We start from the raw sequence: 19,677 nt of genomic DNA, 5'->3' as shown, positions 1-19,677 counted from the left end.
TCATCCCTCCGTCATTCCTCGGCTATCCATGTGCGTAATAGTTTGGCAAACTCTTCCGGTTTCTCTTTCGCCATTTTTTCAAGTTGCTTCCGTCGAAGGGTCCCTTCCGTTTCCACCTCGGTATTGATATCGTCCACCTCGATGGCGGCTTGTTGTTCTTCAAAGACCAGTTCTTCTTCCATTTCTCTTTCTCTCCGTCGTTTACGGAAGTACGCGAATACGAGAATTCCGATGACGAGCAGTAGAGCTGCACCGATTACATAGACCCACCACGGTATGTTGATCGGCTGCGAGTCAGTCGTCAGATCCGGTTTCCCTTCAAATGGTTGAGCGGAGACGAAGATTTTGTCGTTGATGGCCTCTTCCGTCAAATCGCCGGCGGCCACTTTGTCCAAGGATGTGCGCACAACTGTGGATAGAAGTTGTTCGATATTGCCTTGCAATCCAGGCGCCATTGATGCCGGATCGGAATCGACCACCACTTGGATCCCGATATCCCGGATTTTATACGGACTTTCGACAATTTCTTTACGGATCCGGTTGACTTCGTTATTGACCGTCTCTTCGATCCTCTCATAATCACCATTCCCGAAAGTACCTTCGACGAAGCCTGTCCGGTTATCCGTCGGGTCCTCCGCTTCCGGTGTACCGCCTGCTCCTGCACCGGTGCCAGTGAATGATTCCGTAATCCGTTGGACGCTGAGCGCAATCCCTTCCATGCTCTCTTCATCCACCGGCGTCACTAGATTCTCTTCCCTGTTCTCCAAATGGAAATCAATATCCGTCGTGACGGAGACGAGCACTTTGTCATGGCCCATCATCGTTCCGAGCATGGACTGCAGTTGTCGCTGCAAATCGCGTTCGATTGTCTTCTTGATGGCAATTTGATCGGTCACGCTTGTCCCGTATGAATTCGTGTCGTCCTTCAGATCGTAATATTCGGAGTACTGATTCATGATGACGATGTCGTCTGTCGACAGATTCGGGAGGCTTTTTGATACAAGTGTGTATAACGCCCTGACTTGCGGCTCCGTGAACTGATGTCCCGGATCGGTATTCAATACGATGGACGCACTCGCCTGCTGGACGCTGTCATTCAAAAAGACGCTTTCGTTCGGCAAAGTGATCATCACTTTGGCATCTTTTACGCCTTCGACCCCTTTGATCAGGTTCGCAAGTTCATTTTGCATCGTGGAGAGCTTTGCCATATTGAATTCATTATCCGTCATTCCAAAGCTTGCATTTTCTGTGAAAAAGGAATAATTCGGTGTGCCGGAACTCGGGATTCCTTCCACTGCCAAGGTCACGAGCAGTTCATCGACACGCTCCTTCGGCACGAGGATGGATGTGCCTCCGGGCGCCACTTTGTTCGGGACCCCTTGGCTGTCAAGAGCTTCTTTGATCCGTCCAATTTCAGTCCGGGGCACATCCGAATAGAGCGGTGCGAATTCCGTCCTGGATAGGAAAAACGTCAGGAATGCAGCAAGTAGGATGACCGCTGAAGCAGAACCGATATATGTGATTTTTTGTTTTTTCGTACGGCTTGACCAGAACTCACGTATATCCGCTCTGATTTTCGCTAATCTCTCATTCATTCTAATCCCCCGGTCACTTTACGTATTCAGAACAACATATCCGATTAGACAGGCATCCGGATGATTTCCTGATACGCTTCTACTACTTTGTTACGCACTTCCATCGTCGCATTTAACGCAACGGAAGCTTTTTGTGCTGCGATCATGACATCATGAAGTTCCACATCGCCGCCAAGCACCAGCTTTTGCGTCATTTTATCCGATTCGATCTGTTTCTTATCCACTTCGTTGATGGCCGCTTTCAAGTAGTTCCCGAAACTTTGCTGCGCTTCATACGGTGTCGGTTGGACACCAGTCCCGATTCTCGCCTGTCCAATTGCAGGACTGATGGCGGATAAAGGCTGTATAGCCATTTTGTCAACCCCTTATATTATTTTCCGATTTCAAGTGCTTTCATGAGCATCGCTTTGTTCGCATTCATTACCGTCACATTCGCTTCAAAGGAACGGGTCGCCGATAAGAGGTCGATCGTCTCCCTTAGCGGGTCGACGTTTGGCATGGAGACATATCCCTCCTCATTGGCATCCGGATGTGTCGGATCGAATACGAGTTTGAATGGTGTTTCCGTGTCTTCCTTAATACGGGAAATCGTGACTCCGTATCCAGCCGAGCCTTTTACCGACCTCCCCATCGCGGCTTGCAGCATAGTGGCAAACTGGCCTTCCCGCGGTTGGAACGTAACAGTCTTCCGGCGATACGGTTGCCACTCACCATCGACCATCCGGCCGCGCGTCGTGTCGATATTTGCCATATTGGAAGAAATAACATCCATCCGCATCCTCTGTGCAGTCAATGCGGAAGCCGACGTATTTAAACTATGGAAAATTGACATCGTTAACGTCCTCCTCCTTTAATCACATTTTGCAATGTATTAAATTTGCCATTCATTCTGTCGATTAAAGCATTATAGTAGATTTGGTTCGCCGCAAGATCCGATTGTTCCTTATCCATATCGACACCATTCCCGTCTTGGCGGTATCGGAAATTGGAATAGCTGAAGACCCCCGGATGCGAAGCCTGTTGGCGAAAAGGGATATGACGCTCGTCGGTCCGGTATGCTTGCAAATTTTCCATTTTTGCATTCGCCAACATCTCTTTGAAGCTGACATTTTTCGCTTTGTAATTCGGGGTGTCCACGTTTGCGATATTTTGTGAAATCGCCTTTGCTTTAGTAGCTGAATAATCCAGCCCCCGCTCCAAATTCGATATCGATGAGCCGAAGATATTCAAAAAAACACACCTCTTTCAAAATCATTTCTCGCATTATATTTTCATCTTCTATTATTCTTCCATTTTCAACACATAACTCTATTGTAGCGGATTTCGTCAATCCTTGTCTATGAAATATAGCACAATTTTAATGGTGCCAAATAGCCTTTTTATTGATATTGCAAAAATAATCTGACCAGTATTTTAGGCCGTTTGCCTTAGCGACACCTCAATTGGATATAATTTTCATATATGTGTATAAATTTCTCGAAATAAAAAACTTCCCCCTAATTAGGGAGGCCACTGAAAAAGTCCACTTAAGAGGTCTTATGCTATAACTGTTGATTTCCGTTCCGAGCGGACGCTTTCCGTGGGGCGGGCGGTGAGCCTCCTCGTCGCTTCGCTCCTGCGGGGTCTCACCTGTCCCGCTAATCCCACAGGAGTCGCCGCTCTGCACTCCAATCAACGGGACTCACCCGCATATAAAGTAAAAAAACAGCGATCCAATTCCTTTCATCGAGGAATGGATCGCCGTTTTTATTGTATAATCAACCTATTAAATCCAGGTGGTGTCCCTGATGATCTCCAATCAAGAATCTCTGAACCTCAGTCCATATATGGCAATTTACGATATCGTCGTCCCAAAGGATAATATGCTGCGTCAAATTAATGAACTTGTTGATTTCACATTCATTCTCGAGGAGTTGAAAAGTAAATATTGCTTGGATAATGGCCGCAACGCGGTGCCTCCGATTCGCATGTTTAAATATCTGCTGCTGAAGTCAATCTTCGACTTATCAGATGTTGATGTAGTTGAACGTTCAAAATATGACATGTCCTTTAAGTATTTCTTGGACATGGCTCCGGAAGATCCCGTCATCAATCCAAGTTCATTAACGAAATGCCGTAAATTGCGTCTTCAAGATGCAGGTTTAGTAGACATGCTTATTGATAAAACAGTTGAGATCGCACTGGAAGAAAATCTGATCAAAAGTAAAACCATCATCGTGGACGCGACGCATACAAAATCTCGATACAACCAAAAGTCACCCAAGGAATTTTTAATGGAGAAATCCAAAAATGTACGAAAAGCGGTCTATCAAATCGATGAGTCCATGAAAGAGAAATTCCCGCCTAAAACCACTTCTAACGAAGTGACAGATGAAATTGCCTACTGTCGGAAGGTCATCTCCGTCGTTGAAGGCGAAGTTCACATTGCCCGAATTCCAGCTGTCCAGGAAAAATTAAATGTGTTAAAAGAAGTAGTCGAAGATTATACAGAACAGCTTAATTACTCAACAGATCCAGACGCACGTGTCGGTCATAAAACGGCTGACTCCTCTTTCTTCGGCTATAAAACACATATCGCAATGAGCGATGAGCGACTCATTACCGCCGCAATTGTGACGACTGGTGAAAAAAGCGACGGTAAATATCTACAAGAATTGATTGAAAAAAGCCAAAAAACGGGTATGGAGATTGAAACGGTAATCGGAGATACCGCTTATTCGGAAAAAGATAATATCCTCTACACAAAAGAAAATGAGCTTGAATTGATATCGAAATTAAATCCCCAAATTACACATGGTGGCCGCACGAAAGAAGATGAATTTGAATTCAATAAGGATGCCGTAATGTATGTGTGTAAAGCTGGTCATTTGGCTATTCGCAAAGCGCGGACAGGCAAGAAAAACCAAGGAAAGAACCAAAAGCACACTTACTATTTTGACATTGAAAAATGTAAGGTATGTCCCCTCCGCGAGGGCTGTTATAAAGAGGGTGCCAAGAGTAAAACGTATTCCATCTCGATAAAATCGACAGAACACAAGGAGCAGGAAGCGTTTCAAAATAGCGATGGGTTTAAGATGAAAGCCAAATCCCGCTATAAGATCGAAGCGAAGAATAGTGAATTAAAACAAAGACACGGGTACGATGTAGCCACATCCACGGGTCTATTTGGCATGCAGATGCAGGGAGCCATGACCATTTTCGCTGTTAATCTCAAACGAATCATAACCTTAATGAAAGAAGCAAAGTAAGAAAAACCAAAGAAAAAGACACCATTTCGTTCGAAAAAATGAACGAGATGGTGTCTTTTTAGATTTCGGGGTACCTTGCAAATTAAAAAGTGAGTTTTTCAGTGGCCTCTAATTAGGAAGAAGTAATTTATTTTCAGAGAACGGCTGGGCAGTTGGTCTGCCTTAGCCGAATCCGGGCAGTTTTATGATTTTTGCTTTTCCAATTCTTCAAGGAATTTACTGTTCAATACTTTAATATAAGTACCTTTCATACCGAGCGAACGGGATTCGATAACGCCGGCACTTTCCAGTTTACGCAACGCATTGACGATAACCGATCTTGTAATCCCAACGCGATCCGCAATTTTGGATGCGACGAGCAAACCTTCGCTTCCGTCCAATTCATTGAAAATATGCTCAATCGCTTCATGCTCACTATAGGATAGTGAATTGATTGCCATTTGAACGACCGCTTTGCTCCGTGCCTCGATTTCGATTTGCTCCGTTTTTTCTCTAAGGATTTCCATCCCGACGACTGTGGCGCCGTACTCCGCAAGGATCAGGTCGTCCTCTGTAAATTCTTCTTGCAGTCTTGCCAAAATGAGCGTACCAAGGCGTTCTCCTCCACCGATGATTGGAACGATGGTCGTGAGCCCTTCTTTGAATAGGTCGCGGTTTTCATTCGGGAACACGCTATGCTGGCTATAGACATCAAGGTTCGGTGATGTTTCCCGCACTTCAAAAAGGCCGTTCGTATACTCTTCCGGGAACTGGCGTTCTTGGAACATTTTCTTCATGCGTTCGTTCTCGATTTGCTGATGAATTTGAAGTCCCAACAATTTACCTCTGCGGCTCACGATGAATGCGTTGCACTCGATCACTTTGCTCAATTCTTCCGCCATTTCTTTAAAATTGACCGGATTCCCTGCAGACTCTTGCAACATGGCATTGATTTCACGTGTTTTTGCTAATAAAGTCATTTTAATTTTCCTCCTTAAGGTTGTCTAGTTTATAGAATATTCTAAAGGTTTTCAATCATTAAATAAACTGTTTCGACTTTTTTATAAGATAAATTGTGACAAATCTTTATCTTTTGCGATATTATCCAACTTTCCATCGACATATGCAGGGGTAATCTTGATAGTAGCAGGGCCGATGTCTGCCGCTTCATACGACAATTCTTCGAGGAGCTTCTCCAGGATGGTATGTAAGCGCCTCGCCCCGATATTTTCGGTATTATCATTCACTTCGAAAGCGATCTCCGCAATCCGGTCGATTGCGTCGTCCGTAAATTCAAGAATGACATTCTCCGTCTCCAATAATTTTTCATATTGACGAATCAAGGAGAAATCAGGCTCTTTCAAAATACGTGTAAAATCCTCTTTCGAGAGTTTTTCGAGTTCTACGCGGATTGGAAATCTCCCTTGCAATTCCGGGATGATGTCCGAAGGCTTTGCAATATGGAATGCCCCAGCAGCGATGAAAAGGATGAAGTCCGTTTTTACCGTGCCGTATTTCGTCGAAACGGACGAACCTTCCACAATCGGAAGGATATCCCGCTGAACGCCCTCCCTCGACACATCGGCCGAGGAACCCGCTCCGCCGCGGCTTGCGATCTTATCGATTTCATCGATGAAGATCATGCCGGATTGTTCGGTCAGCTCGACGGCGTGCCGGGCGATTTCGTCTTGGTCAATCAATTTATCGGCCTCTTCCGCCTCCAGCACTTTACGGGCATCTTTCACTTTCATCTTGCGGTTCACTGTTTTCTTCGGCATCAAAGAAGACAGCGCATCCTGCATATTGGCACCCATCTGTTCCATGCCGGACCCTTGCAGGGCATCGTACAGCGACGGTTGTTGCGCAGTGACCTCAACTGTGATCATCTCTTCTTCCAGATGGCCTGCGATGAGGCTCGCCTTAATATCGGACCGTTTCCGATTCAATTCTGCCAGTTCAGCTTGGTCCGGTTCGTCTTGTGCGTTCTTTTGCCCCCCGAAGAGCATTTCAAAAGGATTTTGCATACCCCCGTTTTTCTTGCGGCTAGGCACGAGCAATTCAACAAGCCGTTCTTCGGCCAACTTGGCGGCTTGTTCCTTCACCGCCTCGCGCTTCTCTTCACGGACAATCCGGACGGCAGCCTCTGTCAAATCCCTGACCATGGATTCCACGTCGCGCCCGACGTATCCCACTTCCGTAAATTTCGTCGCTTCCACTTTGACAAACGGAGCCTTGACGAGTTTGGCAATCCTTCTTGCAATTTCAGTCTTCCCAACGCCCGTCGGTCCAATCATTAAAATGTTTTTCGGGATGATTTCGCTTTTTTCCTCATCTGTCAAAAGACTGCGTCTGTAGCGGTTCCTGATTGCCACAGCGACCGCCCGTTTGGCCTGGTCCTGTCCCACGATATAACGATCGAGATAAGCGGTCAATTGCTTCGGGGTGAGTTCTTGTTTAGCGCTCATTCCAGCACCTCCACAATGATCTGATCGTTTGTATAGACGCATATTTCCGCAGCCGTCTCCAATGCCGCCTGTGCAATTTCAGCCGCGGTCATCCGATCGCCGCCGTATTTCTTTAAAGCACGGCCCGCCGCCAGTGCGTAGTTGCCGCCCGATCCGATTGCCAGTATCCCATCGTCCGGCTCGATCACTTCACCCGTGCCTGAAACGAGCAGCAGACGTTCTTTATCCATCACAATCAACATCGCTTCCAGCTTCCTTAGAATCCGGTCGCCTCGCCACTCCTTTGCGAGTTCAACGGAAGCCCTTTGGAGATTGCCATTATACTCGGTCAATTTCCCTTCGAATAACTCGAATAGCGTGAAAGCGTCAGCTACCGATCCTGCAAATCCGGCCAATACTTTGCCCCCGAAGATGCGGCGGACTTTTTTGGCGGTATGCTTCATGACGACCTGATTGCCGACCGTTACCTGTCCATCCCCGGACATTGCACAAGAACCATGGTGGCGGACGGCGAATATCGTCGTAGCGTGGAATTCCATTCATTCATCCTCCTATGCACGCGGATGCGTGTTCATATAGGTTTTCCTCAAATGCTCTTTCGTAATATGAGTGTAGACCTGAGTCGATGAAAGATGACTATGGCCTAACAATTCCTGCACTGTCCTCATATCGGCACCATTCGACAATAGATGCGTCGCAAATGTATGCCGGATCATATGCGGATAGATTTTGGAATGAATCGACGCACGTTCCATAAGCATTTTTAAAATATGGCGCACTCCGCCATCGGTCAGAGGGTCGCCCCGTAAATTGACAAACAGGGCATCATGCACTTTTTGTTTCACTAATAGCGGCCTGCTCTCTTCCAGATACGCACTCAGTGCCGACTGTGCAAACTCCCCGTAAGGAACATAGCGCTCCTTGCGGCCTTTCCCCATCACCATGACGATGCCGAGCTGATCATCCAAGTCTTTCAGACGGATCCCTGTTAGTTCACTTACCCTGATACCCGTCGCGTATAACAACTCGAGCAGCGCACGATCCCGCAAGGATTTCTTATCCCTTCCGTCACAAGCATCAAACAATGACTTCAATTCTTCTTCATAAAAAAAAGCCGGAAGCCGCTCTTCCTTCTTTGGGTGATGCAAAGACCGGAAAGCGATATCTGAAATATCATACCGGGCATTGGCAAATTTGAAATACGAGCGTACAGAAGAGATTTTTCTGGAAATGGTGGACCGGGAAAGATGTTTGTCATAGAGCCGGGTTACATACAGTCGGGCTACCGGATACGTAACCTCCTCCAAACTTTCCAGGCCTTCAACTTTCAAAAATTCAAGAAATTCGTTTACGTCTTTTTCATATTCTGAAACGGTGTATGAAGAATAATTCTTTTCCAAACGTACAAATGAGAGATACTCATCCCGGATGCTCGCCGGCTGTAATGTCATCTTCGCCACCTCCGTATAGAAACGCCTAGAGAATTATAACAGATGGGAGTTCAGAATGGAAAGATTTTAGTTCAAATAATTCTCAATAACACGAAAATGAAGACTAATCTAGAAATTCGAAAGTCATCCACGAATCACTATACAATAATTGACGGACAACAGGCAACTCTCGGATATCAAGATGTCCGACATCCGTCAACGTTGTCGTTTTTCAGACACAATTCAAAGGGGTTTTTCCATAAATCCCGTCACTGCGCCGTTTATTCCCAGTTTGCCAGTAAACGTTTTCACATAAAAAGAAGTCCATCGGTCGATGACCTGGACTTCTTTTTTTCATTGGACGACGGTTGCCCGGAAGGAAGCTAATGCCGCCAATGCCCGATCTGCATGTTTTTCTGCACGTTCTACTTTAGATTTGATGCGTTCCCCTAAATCCGGGAAGAGTCCGAAGTTGATATTCATCGGTTGGAAGTTTTTCGGATCTGCTTCCGTGATATAGCGTGCCATGCTTCCCAATGCCGTTTCCGCAGGGAAAACGATCGGCTCCTCACCGAGCGCAAGACGGGCTGCATTGATGCCGGCAATTAAGCCGGAGCCGGCCGATTCCACATAGCCTTCCACGCCTGTCATTTGACCCGCGAAGAACAATTGGTGATTGGACTTCAACTGATACGTCGCATCCATCACACGCGGCGAGTTGATGAACGTGTTACGGTGCATGACGCCATAGCGGACAATTTCAACATTTTCCAGTCCAGGGATGAGTTTGATCACTTCTTTTTGATCTCCCCATTTCATATGGGTCTGGAAACCGACAATATTGTACAACGTGCCCGCCGCGTCATCTTGGCGCAGCTGGACGACCGCTTTCGGCCGCTTCCCGGTTTCAGGATGTTCCAGTCCAACCGGTTTCAGGGCTCCGAACAGCAACGTTTTTTCTCCACGGGATGCAAGCACTTCAATCGGCATGCAGCCTTCGAAGTAAATCTCCTTCTCGAACTCTTTCAACGGGACGACTTCTGCAGAAACGAGGGCATCATGGAACCGCTCGAACTCCTCTTCGTCCATCGGACAATTCAGATAAGCCGCTTCCCCTTTATCGTACCGGGATTTCAAGTAAACCTTCGACATATCGATCGAATCTTTTTCGATGATTGGAGCCGCCGCATCATAAAAATACAAATATTCCTCACCGGTCAGGCCGCGGATTTGCTCCGCCAGTGCAGGTGATGTCAGTGGGCCGGTGGCGATGACCGTGATCCCCTCCGGAATGGCAGTCACTTCCCCTTCGATCACCTCGATCAGCGGATGGTTGCGAATCGCTTCGGTCACATTCCCTGCAAATTCATGGCGATCCACCGCCAAGGCTCCCCCTGCCGGCACTGCACAAGTATCAGCCGCCTTGATGATGAGGGAATCCAGCCGCCTCATCTCCTCTTTTATGACCCCGACAGCATTCGTCAGTGTATTGGCACGCAACGAGTTGCTGCAAACAAGTTCAGCAAATTTATCCGTATGGTGGGCCGGCGTCTGTTTAACCGGTCTCATTTCAAACAAGCGGACCTTCACTCCACGGCTGGCAATCTGCCACGCCGCCTCACTTCCTGCAAGTCCAGCTCCTATGACATTTACGATGGGTGTCATCCCGTCACCTTCTTCAACAATATAATTTATGGTTCTTTTCCACAGTCGAACAGTGAAGGGATCGATTTGCCTTAATTTCTGCGTTCATTACAGAAATCAAGGCACCGTTCCCCTCTGCTTTTCCTTAGTTACTGTTCATCTTCCTTATAATCACACTTCGTACATTGAATCTGAACACCTTTTTTCAACCGCTTTTCAATAAGTGTGCTTTCGCATTTCGGGCAAGGACGGGCAATCGGCTTATCCCACGATACATAGTCGCAGTCCGGATACCGGTCACACCCATAAAAGACGCGCTTCGTTTTCCCCTTCCGCTCCACGACCTGCCCTTCCTTACAAGTTGGACAAGTGACACCGATCGGTTTCATGATCGTCTTTGTATTCCGGCAATCAGGGAAATTGGAGCAGGCCATGAACTTACCGTAACGGCCCAATTTGTATACCATCGGTGAGCCGCATTTCTCACAATCTTCGCCAGCCGGCTCGTCTTTGATTTCGATTTTTTCCATTTCAGCATCTGCAACTTGCACATGCTTTTCAAAATCCCGGTAGAAGTCATCGATGACTTGCACCCATTTGACGTTGCCTTCCTCGACATTGTCGAGCCCTTTTTCCATTTGCGCTGTAAACTCGACATCTATTATATCACGAAAGTATTCATTCATCGCTTGATGGACGATTTCGCCAAGCTCAGTCGGGACAAATCGCTTGGCATCCAATGTGACATAACCCCGTTTCTGAATCGTATCCAAAGTTGGTGCATATGTGGAAGGACGGCCGATTCCGAGTTCTTCCAATGTCTTGACGAGGCGCGCCTCGGAATATCGCGGAGGCGGCTGTGTGAAATGCTGCTTCGGATCGATCTTATTATGCTTGATCTGTTCCCCTTCTTCCAAAGGAGGAAGGATCCGATCCTTCTCTTCCGTCTGATCGTCATCGCCTTCCACATACACTTTCATGAAACCTTGGAACTTCACTTGTGAGCCGTTCGCACGGAATCGGACATCCCCATTGACCAAGTCGACGGATACCGTATCCAGAACCGCGGGAGCCATCTGACTCGCAACGAACCGCTCCCAGATCAGCTTGTAAAGCCGCAATTGGTCCCGTGAGAGCACTTCCTTCAATTCCGATGGTGTTCGCAAGGCGGATGTCGGCCGGACCGCTTCGTGGGCGTCCTGCGTGTTTCCTGACTCTTTTTTGGCAGCAGGAGCTGATTTTGAAACATATTCATTGCCATACGTATTCTCAATGAAGGATTTCACTTCTGTTTTCGCCGTATCGGAAATCCGGGTTGAATCGGTACGCATGTACGTGATCAAACCGACATTCCCCTCTTTGCCGAGATTGATCCCCTCGTAAAGCTGCTGGGCAAGCATCATTGTCTTCCTCGCCCGGAAATTCAATTTCCTTGCGGCTTCCTGCTGCAGGGAAGAGGTCGTGAACGGTAGTGCAGGGTTCCGCTTCCGTTCTTTCTTGACGACATTTTGAATCGTGAACGAATCTCCCTCGAGGCTTTCCAAAATCTCATCGACTTGTTCTTTGTTCGTCAGCTTCACTTTTTTCTTGGAATCCCCATAAAACGTCGCTTCGAACTCTTTCTTGTTCTTTTCAAACAAACCGGTGATGCTCCAGTATTCTTCCGGGACAAAGTTCTTGATTTCATTTTCCCGGTCGATGATCAAGCGGAGCGCTACGGATTGGACTCTTCCCGCAGACAATCCCTTCTTCACTTTCTTCCATAGTATCGGGCTGATGTTATATCCGACGAGCCGGTCCAATATTCTACGTGCCTGTTGGGCATCCACCAAGTCCATATCGATCGGCCGCGGGTTTTTGAAAGATTCCTTGATGGCATCTTTCGTAATTTCATTGAATACGACCCTGCAATCCGACTTGGTATCGACGCCAAGCTGATGAGCTAAATGCCATGCGATTGCTTCCCCTTCCCTGTCGGGGTCAGCTGCGAGAAAGATTTTCTTCGCTTTTTTCGCATCTTTTTTTAATTCTTGCAGGATAGGTCCCTTCCCGCGGATTGTAATATATTTTGGTTCATAATTATTTTCCGTATCGATTCCCATTTGACTGCGTGGGAGGTCGCGCAAGTGCCCGAGCGATGCCCGCACTTTATATTTTTTCCCGAGATAACGCTCGATCGTTTTCGCTTTTGCCGGCGATTCCACAATCACTAAGTAGTCTGCCATTGACATCTGCCTCCTTATAGAGGTTCCATATATTTATTCTTCAAAGAGGGTTTTCATCTGCATGTGTTTCGCCACGGATTTCAATTCCTCCTCTTGGAACAAGGACTTAAAAGAATATCTGTTGCAAAATGTATACTAGATTTAAGTTAATTGCAAGGCTTACTGTAACAAAATGTGTATACCTGATAAAGTTTGGTATGAAGTTGGCTTCATTTATCCACGTATTTTCTTAGCATTTCATAATTGTTTAAAGAATATGCACTATCCGCATTTTTGCCCCTTTTTTTCGCCCAGGCAATGAAAGACGATGTATCCGGTCAGGAATACATCGTCTGCGTTTGTCATTAATTTCTCGCCGATGGATGTCGGCCTTATTTTTATACAAAACCCCGGAAATTGCAACAAATCCGCCCCACTGTTTCTTCGGTTCGGGCAAAATTTCTAATTAGGCTTCCGCCGTTTGCGAGCGATTTGCATCTTTTTATCAAAAAATTCAGATGACTGGTTTTTGATCAACCGGGACTAGTGATCCTACCACTTGGAATCCATTCCAAACTGGTCGCGCCCCTTCATCAATCAATTTATTTGGCCCTGTGGATACAGCGGATGTAATCGGCCCCGGTACTGCAAACACGTCTTTTCCGTGGTCTAAAGCATGGATGACTGTGCTCATCGTCCCGCTCTTTTCTGTCGATTCTGTGACTATGACGGCGTCGGATAATCCACTGATGATCCGGTTCCGCATCGGAAAAGTCCATTTGGCTGGTCGGACATAGGGCGGATACTCGGTGATCAACAATTGTTCTTCGCCCATCCTTCCGGCCAATTTCTCATTTTCTTTCGGATACAAATGGAATAAACCATGTCCCAAAACGGCGATGGTACGGCCTCCATACGTCAATGCTGCTTCATGGGCCATGGCGTCCGCTCCTTTGGCCAAGCCCGAAACGACGACCATCCCGTGCTCCACAAGCGGGGGTACGATGAGGGAAAGCGCTTCCAAAGAGTAGGGAGTCGCTTTCCTGGAGCCAATAATCGCAATCTTATGCGATTTCGTTAAAATTGTACAATCGCCCCTCGCATACAGGACGACAGGCGGGTCAATCAAGTGGTGTAGGGAATCAGGGTAATATGGGTGTGTGAACGATATGGGGATGATCTTTTCCCGTTCATAGAGCTGTACAAAGGGGATGGTCTTTTGTTGCTGCAGCTTTTCCCGCAAGCGGTCCGCTTTTCGAAATGGGATGTTCAATAAATCAGCCAACTGACTTGATCGGTACGCATACAATTTTTCGAGTGTGGGATCGTTCTCGAAAAGATATCCCAATCTGTTCAATGGGACGGGATAAACGTAATGGAGCGCCAACAGACGCCTTTCCTGTTCGACAATGTCCATGGAAACCCTCCTATTCAGCATTCCTTTATACCTTGCAGTCCGGCATGGGAATGAGGCTGGCGGGCCGTATGCCAAGTATAAAAAGATGCAGCGCATGGAATACGCTGCATCTTCATCTTAATGTGTTTTACACTTTTCGTACAGACCTTTTTCTTTAATTACTTTGATCAACGTTTCGCCGATGACAGATGGCGTGTCCGCAGTTTCAACGCCAGCAGCGTTAAGTGCTTTGATTTTCTCAGCAGCTGTTCCTTTTCCGCCGGAAATGATTGCACCTGCGTGACCCATACGTTTACCTTCTGGCGCCGTTTGCCCGCCGATGAAGCCGACAACTGGTTTCTTCATGTTAGCAGCGATCCATTCAGCAGCTTCTTCTTCAGCAGTACCACCGATTTCACCGATCATGACGACTGCATATGTTTCAGGGTCTTCATTGAATTCTTTCAAGACGTCGATGAAGTTTGTTCCGTTTACAGGGTCTCCACCGATTCCAACAGCTGTCGTTTGACCGATGCCGGCTTGTGACAGTTGGTGAACCGCTTCGTATGTCAAAGTTCCAGAACGAGATACAACGCCTACATGGCCTTTTGTATGAATGTATCCAGGCATGATTCCGATTTTACATTCGTCCGCTGTGATGACACCTGGGCAGTTCGGTCCGACTAGACGTGTTTTCTTGCCTTCCATGTAACGCTTCACTTTGACCATGTCAAGAACAGGGATATGCTCTGTAATACAGATTGTCATATCAAGCTCTGCGTCAACAGCTTCCATGATTGCGTCCGCTGCGAATGGAGCTGGTACATAAATGACCGAAACGTTTGCACCTGTCGCTTTTACCGCTTCTTCAACCGTGTTGAATACAGGTACGCCTGCAGCTTCTGTACCACCTTTACCAGGTGTTACACCGCCGACGATTTTTGTTCCGTACTCCAGCATTTGTTCCGTATGGAAAAGTGCTGTAGAGCCTGTGATTCCTTGTACGATAACTTTTGTATCTTTGTTAATATAAATACTCATCGTTTGTCCCTGCCTTTCTTAGCCTACGAGTTCAACAATTTTTTGAGCACCGTCCGCCATAGAATCGGCAGCGATGATATTCAATCCGGATTCGTTCAATAGCTGTTTACCTTTGTCGACGTTTGTCCCTTCCAGACGAACGACTAGAGGCACTTGAAGACCGACTTCTTTCGCAGCAGCGATAACACCTTCTGCGATGACATCACATTTCATGATACCACCGAAGATGTTAACGAAGATTCCTTTGACCGCTTCGTCGGAAAGGATGATTTTGAATGCTTCTGTAACTTTTTCAGCAGTCGCGCCGCCCCCAACGTCAAGGAAGTTGGCCGGTGATCCGCCGTAGTAGTTGATCGTATCCATAGTCGCCATCGCAAGACCTGCGCCGTTAACCATGCAGCCGATATTTCCATCAAGGGAAATATAGCTAAGATCATACTTCGAAGCTTCGATTTCCTTCGGATCTTCTTCGTCATAGTCACGAAGTTCCAAAATATCTTTGTGTCGGTACAATGCGTTTGCATCAAAGTTGAACTTTGCGTCAAGAGCAAGTACATTGTCATCGCCTGTTACAACAAGTGGGTTGATTTCAACGATGGAAGCATCTTTTTCCGCGAATACTTGGTACAGGCCAAGCATGAACTTCGCAGCCTTGTTTACGAGGTGACTTGGAATATTCATGTTGAAAGCCATACGACGCGCTTGGAAGCCTGTCAGACCCACAACTGGATCGATCACTTCTTTGAAGATTTTTTCAGGAGTCGCTTCTGCAACTTCCTCGATGTCCATACCGCCTTCTTCTGAACCCATAAGTGTTACACGGTCAGTTGCACGGTCAAGGACGAGTCCAAGGTAGTACTCTTTCTTGATGTCAGAACCTTCTTCGATCAGAAGACGTTTGACTTCTTTACCTTCCGGACCTGTTTGGTGAGTCACCAATGTTTTGCCGAGCAATTCCTTTGCGTACGCGCGCACTTCGTCAAGAGATTTTGCAATCTTGACTCCGCCCGCTTTTCCTCGTCCACCTGCGTGGATCTGTGCTTTAACAACGATGACGTCCGTACCGAGTTCCTTCGCTGCTTTTACCGCTTCTTCCGGTGAAAAAGCAACAAGGCCGTTTGAAACTGCTACACCATATTCTCGAAGTAGCTGTTTACCTTGATATTCATGGATATTCATCTTAAATCCTCCCATCGAACTACTATCTCATAATTTACTGCCTTATCTATTGTAGTAAACATGTCAAATAATGTCCACAATTGAATGCTGAATGTATAGGTTTGGCGAAAAATGTTCACAACTTTTACTTCTTTCCCCCATCGGGATCCTTCTTGGTCAACCCATGTTCCCTGTCAATATGATAGATATAGGCGAACACTTCGGAGACCGCCAAATACAGTTCTTCCGGGATGGATTGATCCAATTGCAGCTGACCTAAAATCTCTACCAGACTCGGGTCCTCTTGAATCGGTACGTTGTGTTCCTTTGCCTTCTCTAAAATAGTTTCGGCGATTTTCCCTTTCCCTTTCGCGACCACTTTCGGCGCATCCCCGGTATTCGGATCATAGGAAAGGGCCACCGCCTCCTTTCGAACATGACGTTCGTCGCTCATATGCGGAAGTCAACTCCTTGGCCATCCGTTTGGATCGGGCTTGCTTTTTTGGCCTCCGGCTTCACTTCTTCGGCAAGCGGCTTGAAGAAAACGCCGGATAATGTATAGCCCGCTTCTGAAAGCCCATTCTTCAACCTCGCCTGCAGCGGCGCTCCGATCGCTCTCAAGCCGGCCTCATCATTGAAAACCGTAACGGACACGACTCGGTTCTGAACCTGCATATCGATAACCGTCTTCTCAATCGATTCCAAATCGAGGTAGAATAAAATCCTGGCATAATCCGGATCGATTTTCCCATCCTCTTTCATTCTGCCGGACCATTGCAAAGTCGAATCGATTTTCCTGCCGAATAGTTCAAGCGGCACTTGCATGACGAGCTGGTGTTGAATGCCCGTCTCGCCCGATTGGATTAGCGGACCGTTCATGCGCATGACGATCGCTTCTGCCGTCTCACGAAGTGCTGGAGACATCGAAGCGTCCCTCATTAATGCAATCAATTGAGGTTTTAAAGACTCTGCCAGCCGCGCGATGTCCGGCTCTTTCGACAGCAATTCGGCTTCATACTGGAGGCCGAACGACCGGGTGATACTTTGGATCGCCTCTTTCACAGCTTTTCCGTCAATCACATTGGCAATCGATGCTTCCGCATTTTGTACCATCTTTTGAATTGCCGGGTTGTCGGAACGCTCCGCAAGCCGGAGGACGGATTCAAGGCGTTCCGTCCCTTGGAGCCCCGTCAAGGAGACAAGTTGTTGTCCAGCAACTGGTGAGAATGGTTCTGCGACGGCCTGCTGCGCGGCGATGCGGTAAACGGCTTGGCTTAGTTGTTGGACGAAATTAGCCGCATTCCCGGGGGACGCTTGAGTTTGGGCTGCTCGATCGATGATAGCGGTCAACTCGCTCCTCTGTGGCCCGGTCAACGTATTTTCATTGGCTAGAAGCGCCTTCGCCCTTTCAAACTGGACGGCCGCCTGATCGGGAGATGATGCGACCGTTTGTCTCACCAGTCCAACGAGTTGCTGTAGGACGGAGGGTGATGATTGTCCTAGCGCAGCGGGTTGGTTTGGCGCCGGGGCGATGGGCGCTTTCGGGCTCTCCGCTGGGGCTGTCTGGGCAGGGGGCGCTTTCGATTCTGCAGTCAGTTGGACAGCCGGCGACGCTTGGGACATCTCCCGATTCTGAGCTGTTGCTTGCAACGTCTGAGATGCGCCGGCTAGTGGCGGCGATGGGCGCTCTGACCTTCCCTCCGCCGATAAGGAAGTGAGCACTTGCTGAATGTTCGCCAAGGAGGTGCGGGCAGGAAGCATATCTGCGCTTTTCAACAACTGTAGGATATTGAATTTTGTTTCCATCGTCTCTCCCGGATTTAGCAAAGTAAGTATGGCTTGCCCGAGGATAACCCCTCCCGTCGCTTGTCCGAACGGCTGCGCCATTCTTCCAAGCGATGCCAGGATGGCCTCTTTTGCCTGCGGAGAGATGGCCTGTTCCGCGGAAAGTGCAGTGCTGAATGATTGGAACAATGTTTGTAAGCCTTCCTTCGCTTGAACCCCAAAGACCGAACGGAAATGAGTTTCTGTAAGCGGCAACTTCACGTCAATCAGCTTTTGGATGGTCGTCAACGCCTCCGGGAATTGAGCGCGAGGGACCAGTTTCATCAACTGCTCAGCGGCTAGTAACTGCTCCCGGGTCATCGGCAATTTCTGTTTCATGGCAAAAGCGACGAGGGATTGCATTTCCGCGTTTTTCGGCAACTGCATCGCCTCGAGCAAGCTACCTAGCTGGCGACCTTGCCCTTCCGCGCCTTGGAGGGGGCCTGAAATGATTTTCAGCTGCAGTTCAGGCTTCACTGCACTCACTTGGAAATAGTAGGCGTCACCCGCTTTCATCGGCACTTCCAGCTTGGCGACAAGTTTGTGGGACCCGATTTGCACTTCTGCCATTTGCCCTGGGAATAATTGCTTCACTTGACCATGGAATAATTGCCCTTCATTTAGAGTAAGCGGCCTGTTTTGACTGATGCCCGTTGCTGATCGGGTGGTCAATGGCGTCATGATCGGGTAATCCAATTTCCTGCCCCCTCTCTCCAAGCATTGTCTTGATCGGTTCGAAGGTGGTCCGGTGGTGTTTGCACGGACCGTACAACCGCAACGCATCCAAATGTTCACTCGTCCCATAGCCTGCGTTCTTTGCGAATTGGTAAACAGGATATTTTTCATGCAGTTCTTCCATCAACGCATCCCTTGTCGTTTTCGCCAAAATGGATGCGGCGGCGATCGCTAAACTTTGTGCATCCCCTTTAATGATCGACTCGGTACGGCAGGCAACGGATAAGGTCATAGCATCGGCAAGAACGATGTCCGGCTGAATCGGCAAGGCATTCACCGCTTGTTCCATCGAATCCCGGGTTGCCGCGTAAATATTCATTTCATCGATTTTTTCCACCGATTGGACGTGGACTGAATAGGCGACAGCCGTTTTGCGGATCACCCGTGCAAGCCGTCCTCTCTCCTCTTTCGGAATCGCTTTGGAATCGTCCAGTCCGATTAAGTCAGGTGTTTCCTTCGGCAATATGACGACTGCGCTGACGACAGGACCTGCGAGCGGCCCCCTTCCCGCTTCATCTACACCGGCAATCAATGCACCTTCAAACGGGGCATATGTCAAATCGAAGATACATTTCTTCTCAAATTCCTCCCGAATCTTCTTTTTTTTCTCATACTGACGATTCCAACGGCTTAGGGCGGCTTTCACCCCAGCACGCGGATCCGCACGGAGCTCTTCCATCCACTCTTCAGGTTGCTCCGCAGCCTGTAGCTGTTCCACTATTTCTCTTACGGTGCTCATTGCCAATCCCCTTTCCATCTGCCGTCCCTCTTTACTCTATTATATCGGCACTCTATACGTTATTTCGACCGGAACAGGAACAAAAGCGCAGGGCGCTTGCCCAGAGGCGACGGGCATAAGACGAAGATGCGGCGGCGCTTTTGGCCACAGAGCAGCTTTGGCTTATGACCCTGAGCCAATCGAACAGCAAAGGGTTCGATTTGCCGTATTTCTGCGTAT

Annotated in this window: 17 protein-coding genes; 1 reads left to right on the top strand and 16 read right to left on the bottom strand. The window is 47.9% G+C overall.

Annotated features, from left to right (window positions below; genetic code table 11):
- Positions 1–11: 11 nt before the first annotated feature.
- From fliF to flgB, 4 genes are read right to left on the bottom strand one after another with little or no spacing between them, the layout of a single operon-like run.
- Positions 12–1,595, bottom strand: coding sequence for a flagellar basal-body MS-ring/collar protein FliF (gene fliF, locus OXB_RS10375; protein WP_041074053.1), 1,584 nt, complete (start codon positions 1,593–1,595; stop codon positions 12–14).
- Between the two features lie 44 nt (positions 1,596–1,639).
- A complete protein-coding gene (gene fliE, locus OXB_RS10370; protein WP_041074051.1) occupies positions 1,640–1,948 on the bottom strand; it encodes a flagellar hook-basal body complex protein FliE in 309 nt (102 codons plus the stop codon).
- Between the two features lie 17 nt (positions 1,949–1,965).
- Positions 1,966–2,427, bottom strand: coding sequence for a flagellar basal body rod protein FlgC (gene flgC, locus OXB_RS10365; protein ID WP_041074049.1), 462 nt, complete (start codon positions 2,425–2,427; stop codon positions 1,966–1,968).
- Between the two features lie 2 nt (positions 2,428–2,429).
- Positions 2,430–2,825: a flagellar basal body rod protein FlgB gene (flgB, locus tag OXB_RS10360; RefSeq protein WP_041074047.1), complete on the bottom strand. Its 396-nt coding sequence runs from the start codon at positions 2,823–2,825 to the stop codon at positions 2,430–2,432.
- A 557-nt stretch (positions 2,826–3,382) separates the two neighbouring features.
- Here flgB and OXB_RS10355 point away from each other — a divergent pair.
- The gene (locus OXB_RS10355) at positions 3,383–4,843 is read left to right on the top strand and encodes an IS1182 family transposase (protein WP_041074045.1); all 1,461 of its coding nucleotides are present in this window, start codon (positions 3,383–3,385) and stop codon (positions 4,841–4,843) included.
- A gap of 182 nt (positions 4,844–5,025) precedes the next feature.
- Here OXB_RS10355 and codY read toward each other — a convergent pair whose 3' ends face one another.
- From codY to OXB_RS10295, 12 genes are all read right to left on the bottom strand, one after another.
- Complete coding sequence (gene codY, locus OXB_RS10350; RefSeq protein WP_041074043.1) at positions 5,026–5,802, bottom strand: GTP-sensing pleiotropic transcriptional regulator CodY; 777 nt, start codon at positions 5,800–5,802, stop codon at positions 5,026–5,028.
- A gap of 81 nt (positions 5,803–5,883) precedes the next feature.
- On the bottom strand, positions 5,884–7,287 hold the full coding sequence (hslU, locus tag OXB_RS10345) for an ATP-dependent protease ATPase subunit HslU (protein WP_041074041.1): 1,404 nt from the start codon (positions 7,285–7,287) through the stop codon (positions 5,884–5,886).
- Positions 7,284–7,826 carry an ATP-dependent protease subunit HslV gene (gene hslV, locus OXB_RS10340; RefSeq protein WP_041074040.1) on the bottom strand — a complete coding sequence of 181 codons (543 nt, stop codon included), beginning with the start codon at positions 7,824–7,826 and terminating at the stop codon, positions 7,284–7,286. Before hslV ends, hslU begins: the two co-directional genes overlap by 4 nt.
- Positions 7,827–7,838: 12 nt before the next feature.
- Positions 7,839–8,738, bottom strand: a complete 900-nt coding sequence (xerC, locus tag OXB_RS10335) for a tyrosine recombinase XerC (protein WP_041074039.1) — start codon at positions 8,736–8,738, stop codon at positions 7,839–7,841.
- A 333-nt stretch (positions 8,739–9,071) separates the two neighbouring features.
- A complete protein-coding gene (gene trmFO, locus OXB_RS10330) occupies positions 9,072–10,382 on the bottom strand; it encodes an FADH(2)-oxidizing methylenetetrahydrofolate--tRNA-(uracil(54)-C(5))-methyltransferase TrmFO (RefSeq protein ID WP_041074037.1) in 1,311 nt (436 codons plus the stop codon).
- A 128-nt stretch (positions 10,383–10,510) separates the two neighbouring features.
- The gene (gene topA, locus OXB_RS10325) at positions 10,511–12,586 is read right to left on the bottom strand and encodes a type I DNA topoisomerase (protein ID WP_041074035.1); all 2,076 of its coding nucleotides are present in this window, start codon (positions 12,584–12,586) and stop codon (positions 10,511–10,513) included.
- A 493-nt stretch (positions 12,587–13,079) separates the two neighbouring features.
- Positions 13,080–13,982 carry a DNA-processing protein DprA gene (dprA, locus tag OXB_RS10320; RefSeq protein ID WP_041074033.1) on the bottom strand — a complete coding sequence of 301 codons (903 nt, stop codon included), beginning with the start codon at positions 13,980–13,982 and terminating at the stop codon, positions 13,080–13,082.
- 117 nt (positions 13,983–14,099) lie between these two features.
- Positions 14,100–15,002, bottom strand: a complete 903-nt coding sequence (sucD, locus tag OXB_RS10315) for a succinate--CoA ligase subunit alpha (protein WP_041074031.1) — start codon at positions 15,000–15,002, stop codon at positions 14,100–14,102.
- A gap of 18 nt (positions 15,003–15,020) precedes the next feature.
- Entirely contained in the window at positions 15,021–16,181 is a 1,161-nt protein-coding gene (sucC, locus tag OXB_RS10310; protein ID WP_041074029.1) for an ADP-forming succinate--CoA ligase subunit beta, read from the bottom strand.
- A 124-nt stretch (positions 16,182–16,305) separates the two neighbouring features.
- A complete protein-coding gene (locus OXB_RS10305) occupies positions 16,306–16,614 on the bottom strand; it encodes an EscU/YscU/HrcU family type III secretion system export apparatus switch protein (protein ID WP_041074027.1) in 309 nt (102 codons plus the stop codon).
- Positions 16,611–18,680 (bottom strand): hypothetical protein, encoded by a 2,070-nt coding sequence (locus OXB_RS18855; protein ID WP_158333673.1) that lies wholly within the window; start codon positions 18,678–18,680, stop codon positions 16,611–16,613. The genes OXB_RS10305 and OXB_RS18855 overlap by 4 nt, the downstream gene beginning before the upstream one ends.
- Positions 18,601–19,458, bottom strand: a complete 858-nt coding sequence (locus tag OXB_RS10295; protein ID WP_084212554.1) for a ribonuclease HII — start codon at positions 19,456–19,458, stop codon at positions 18,601–18,603. Before OXB_RS10295 ends, OXB_RS18855 begins: the two co-directional genes overlap by 80 nt.
- Positions 19,459–19,677: the final 219 nt, after the last annotated feature.

This window comes from Bacillus sp. OxB-1 (assembly GCF_000829195.1).
GTDB lineage: Bacteria > Bacillota > Bacilli > Bacillales_A > Planococcaceae > Sporosarcina.
The sequence above is the reverse complement of the archived record's forward strand: the minus strand, read 5'-3'. Positions and strand labels throughout refer to the sequence as shown.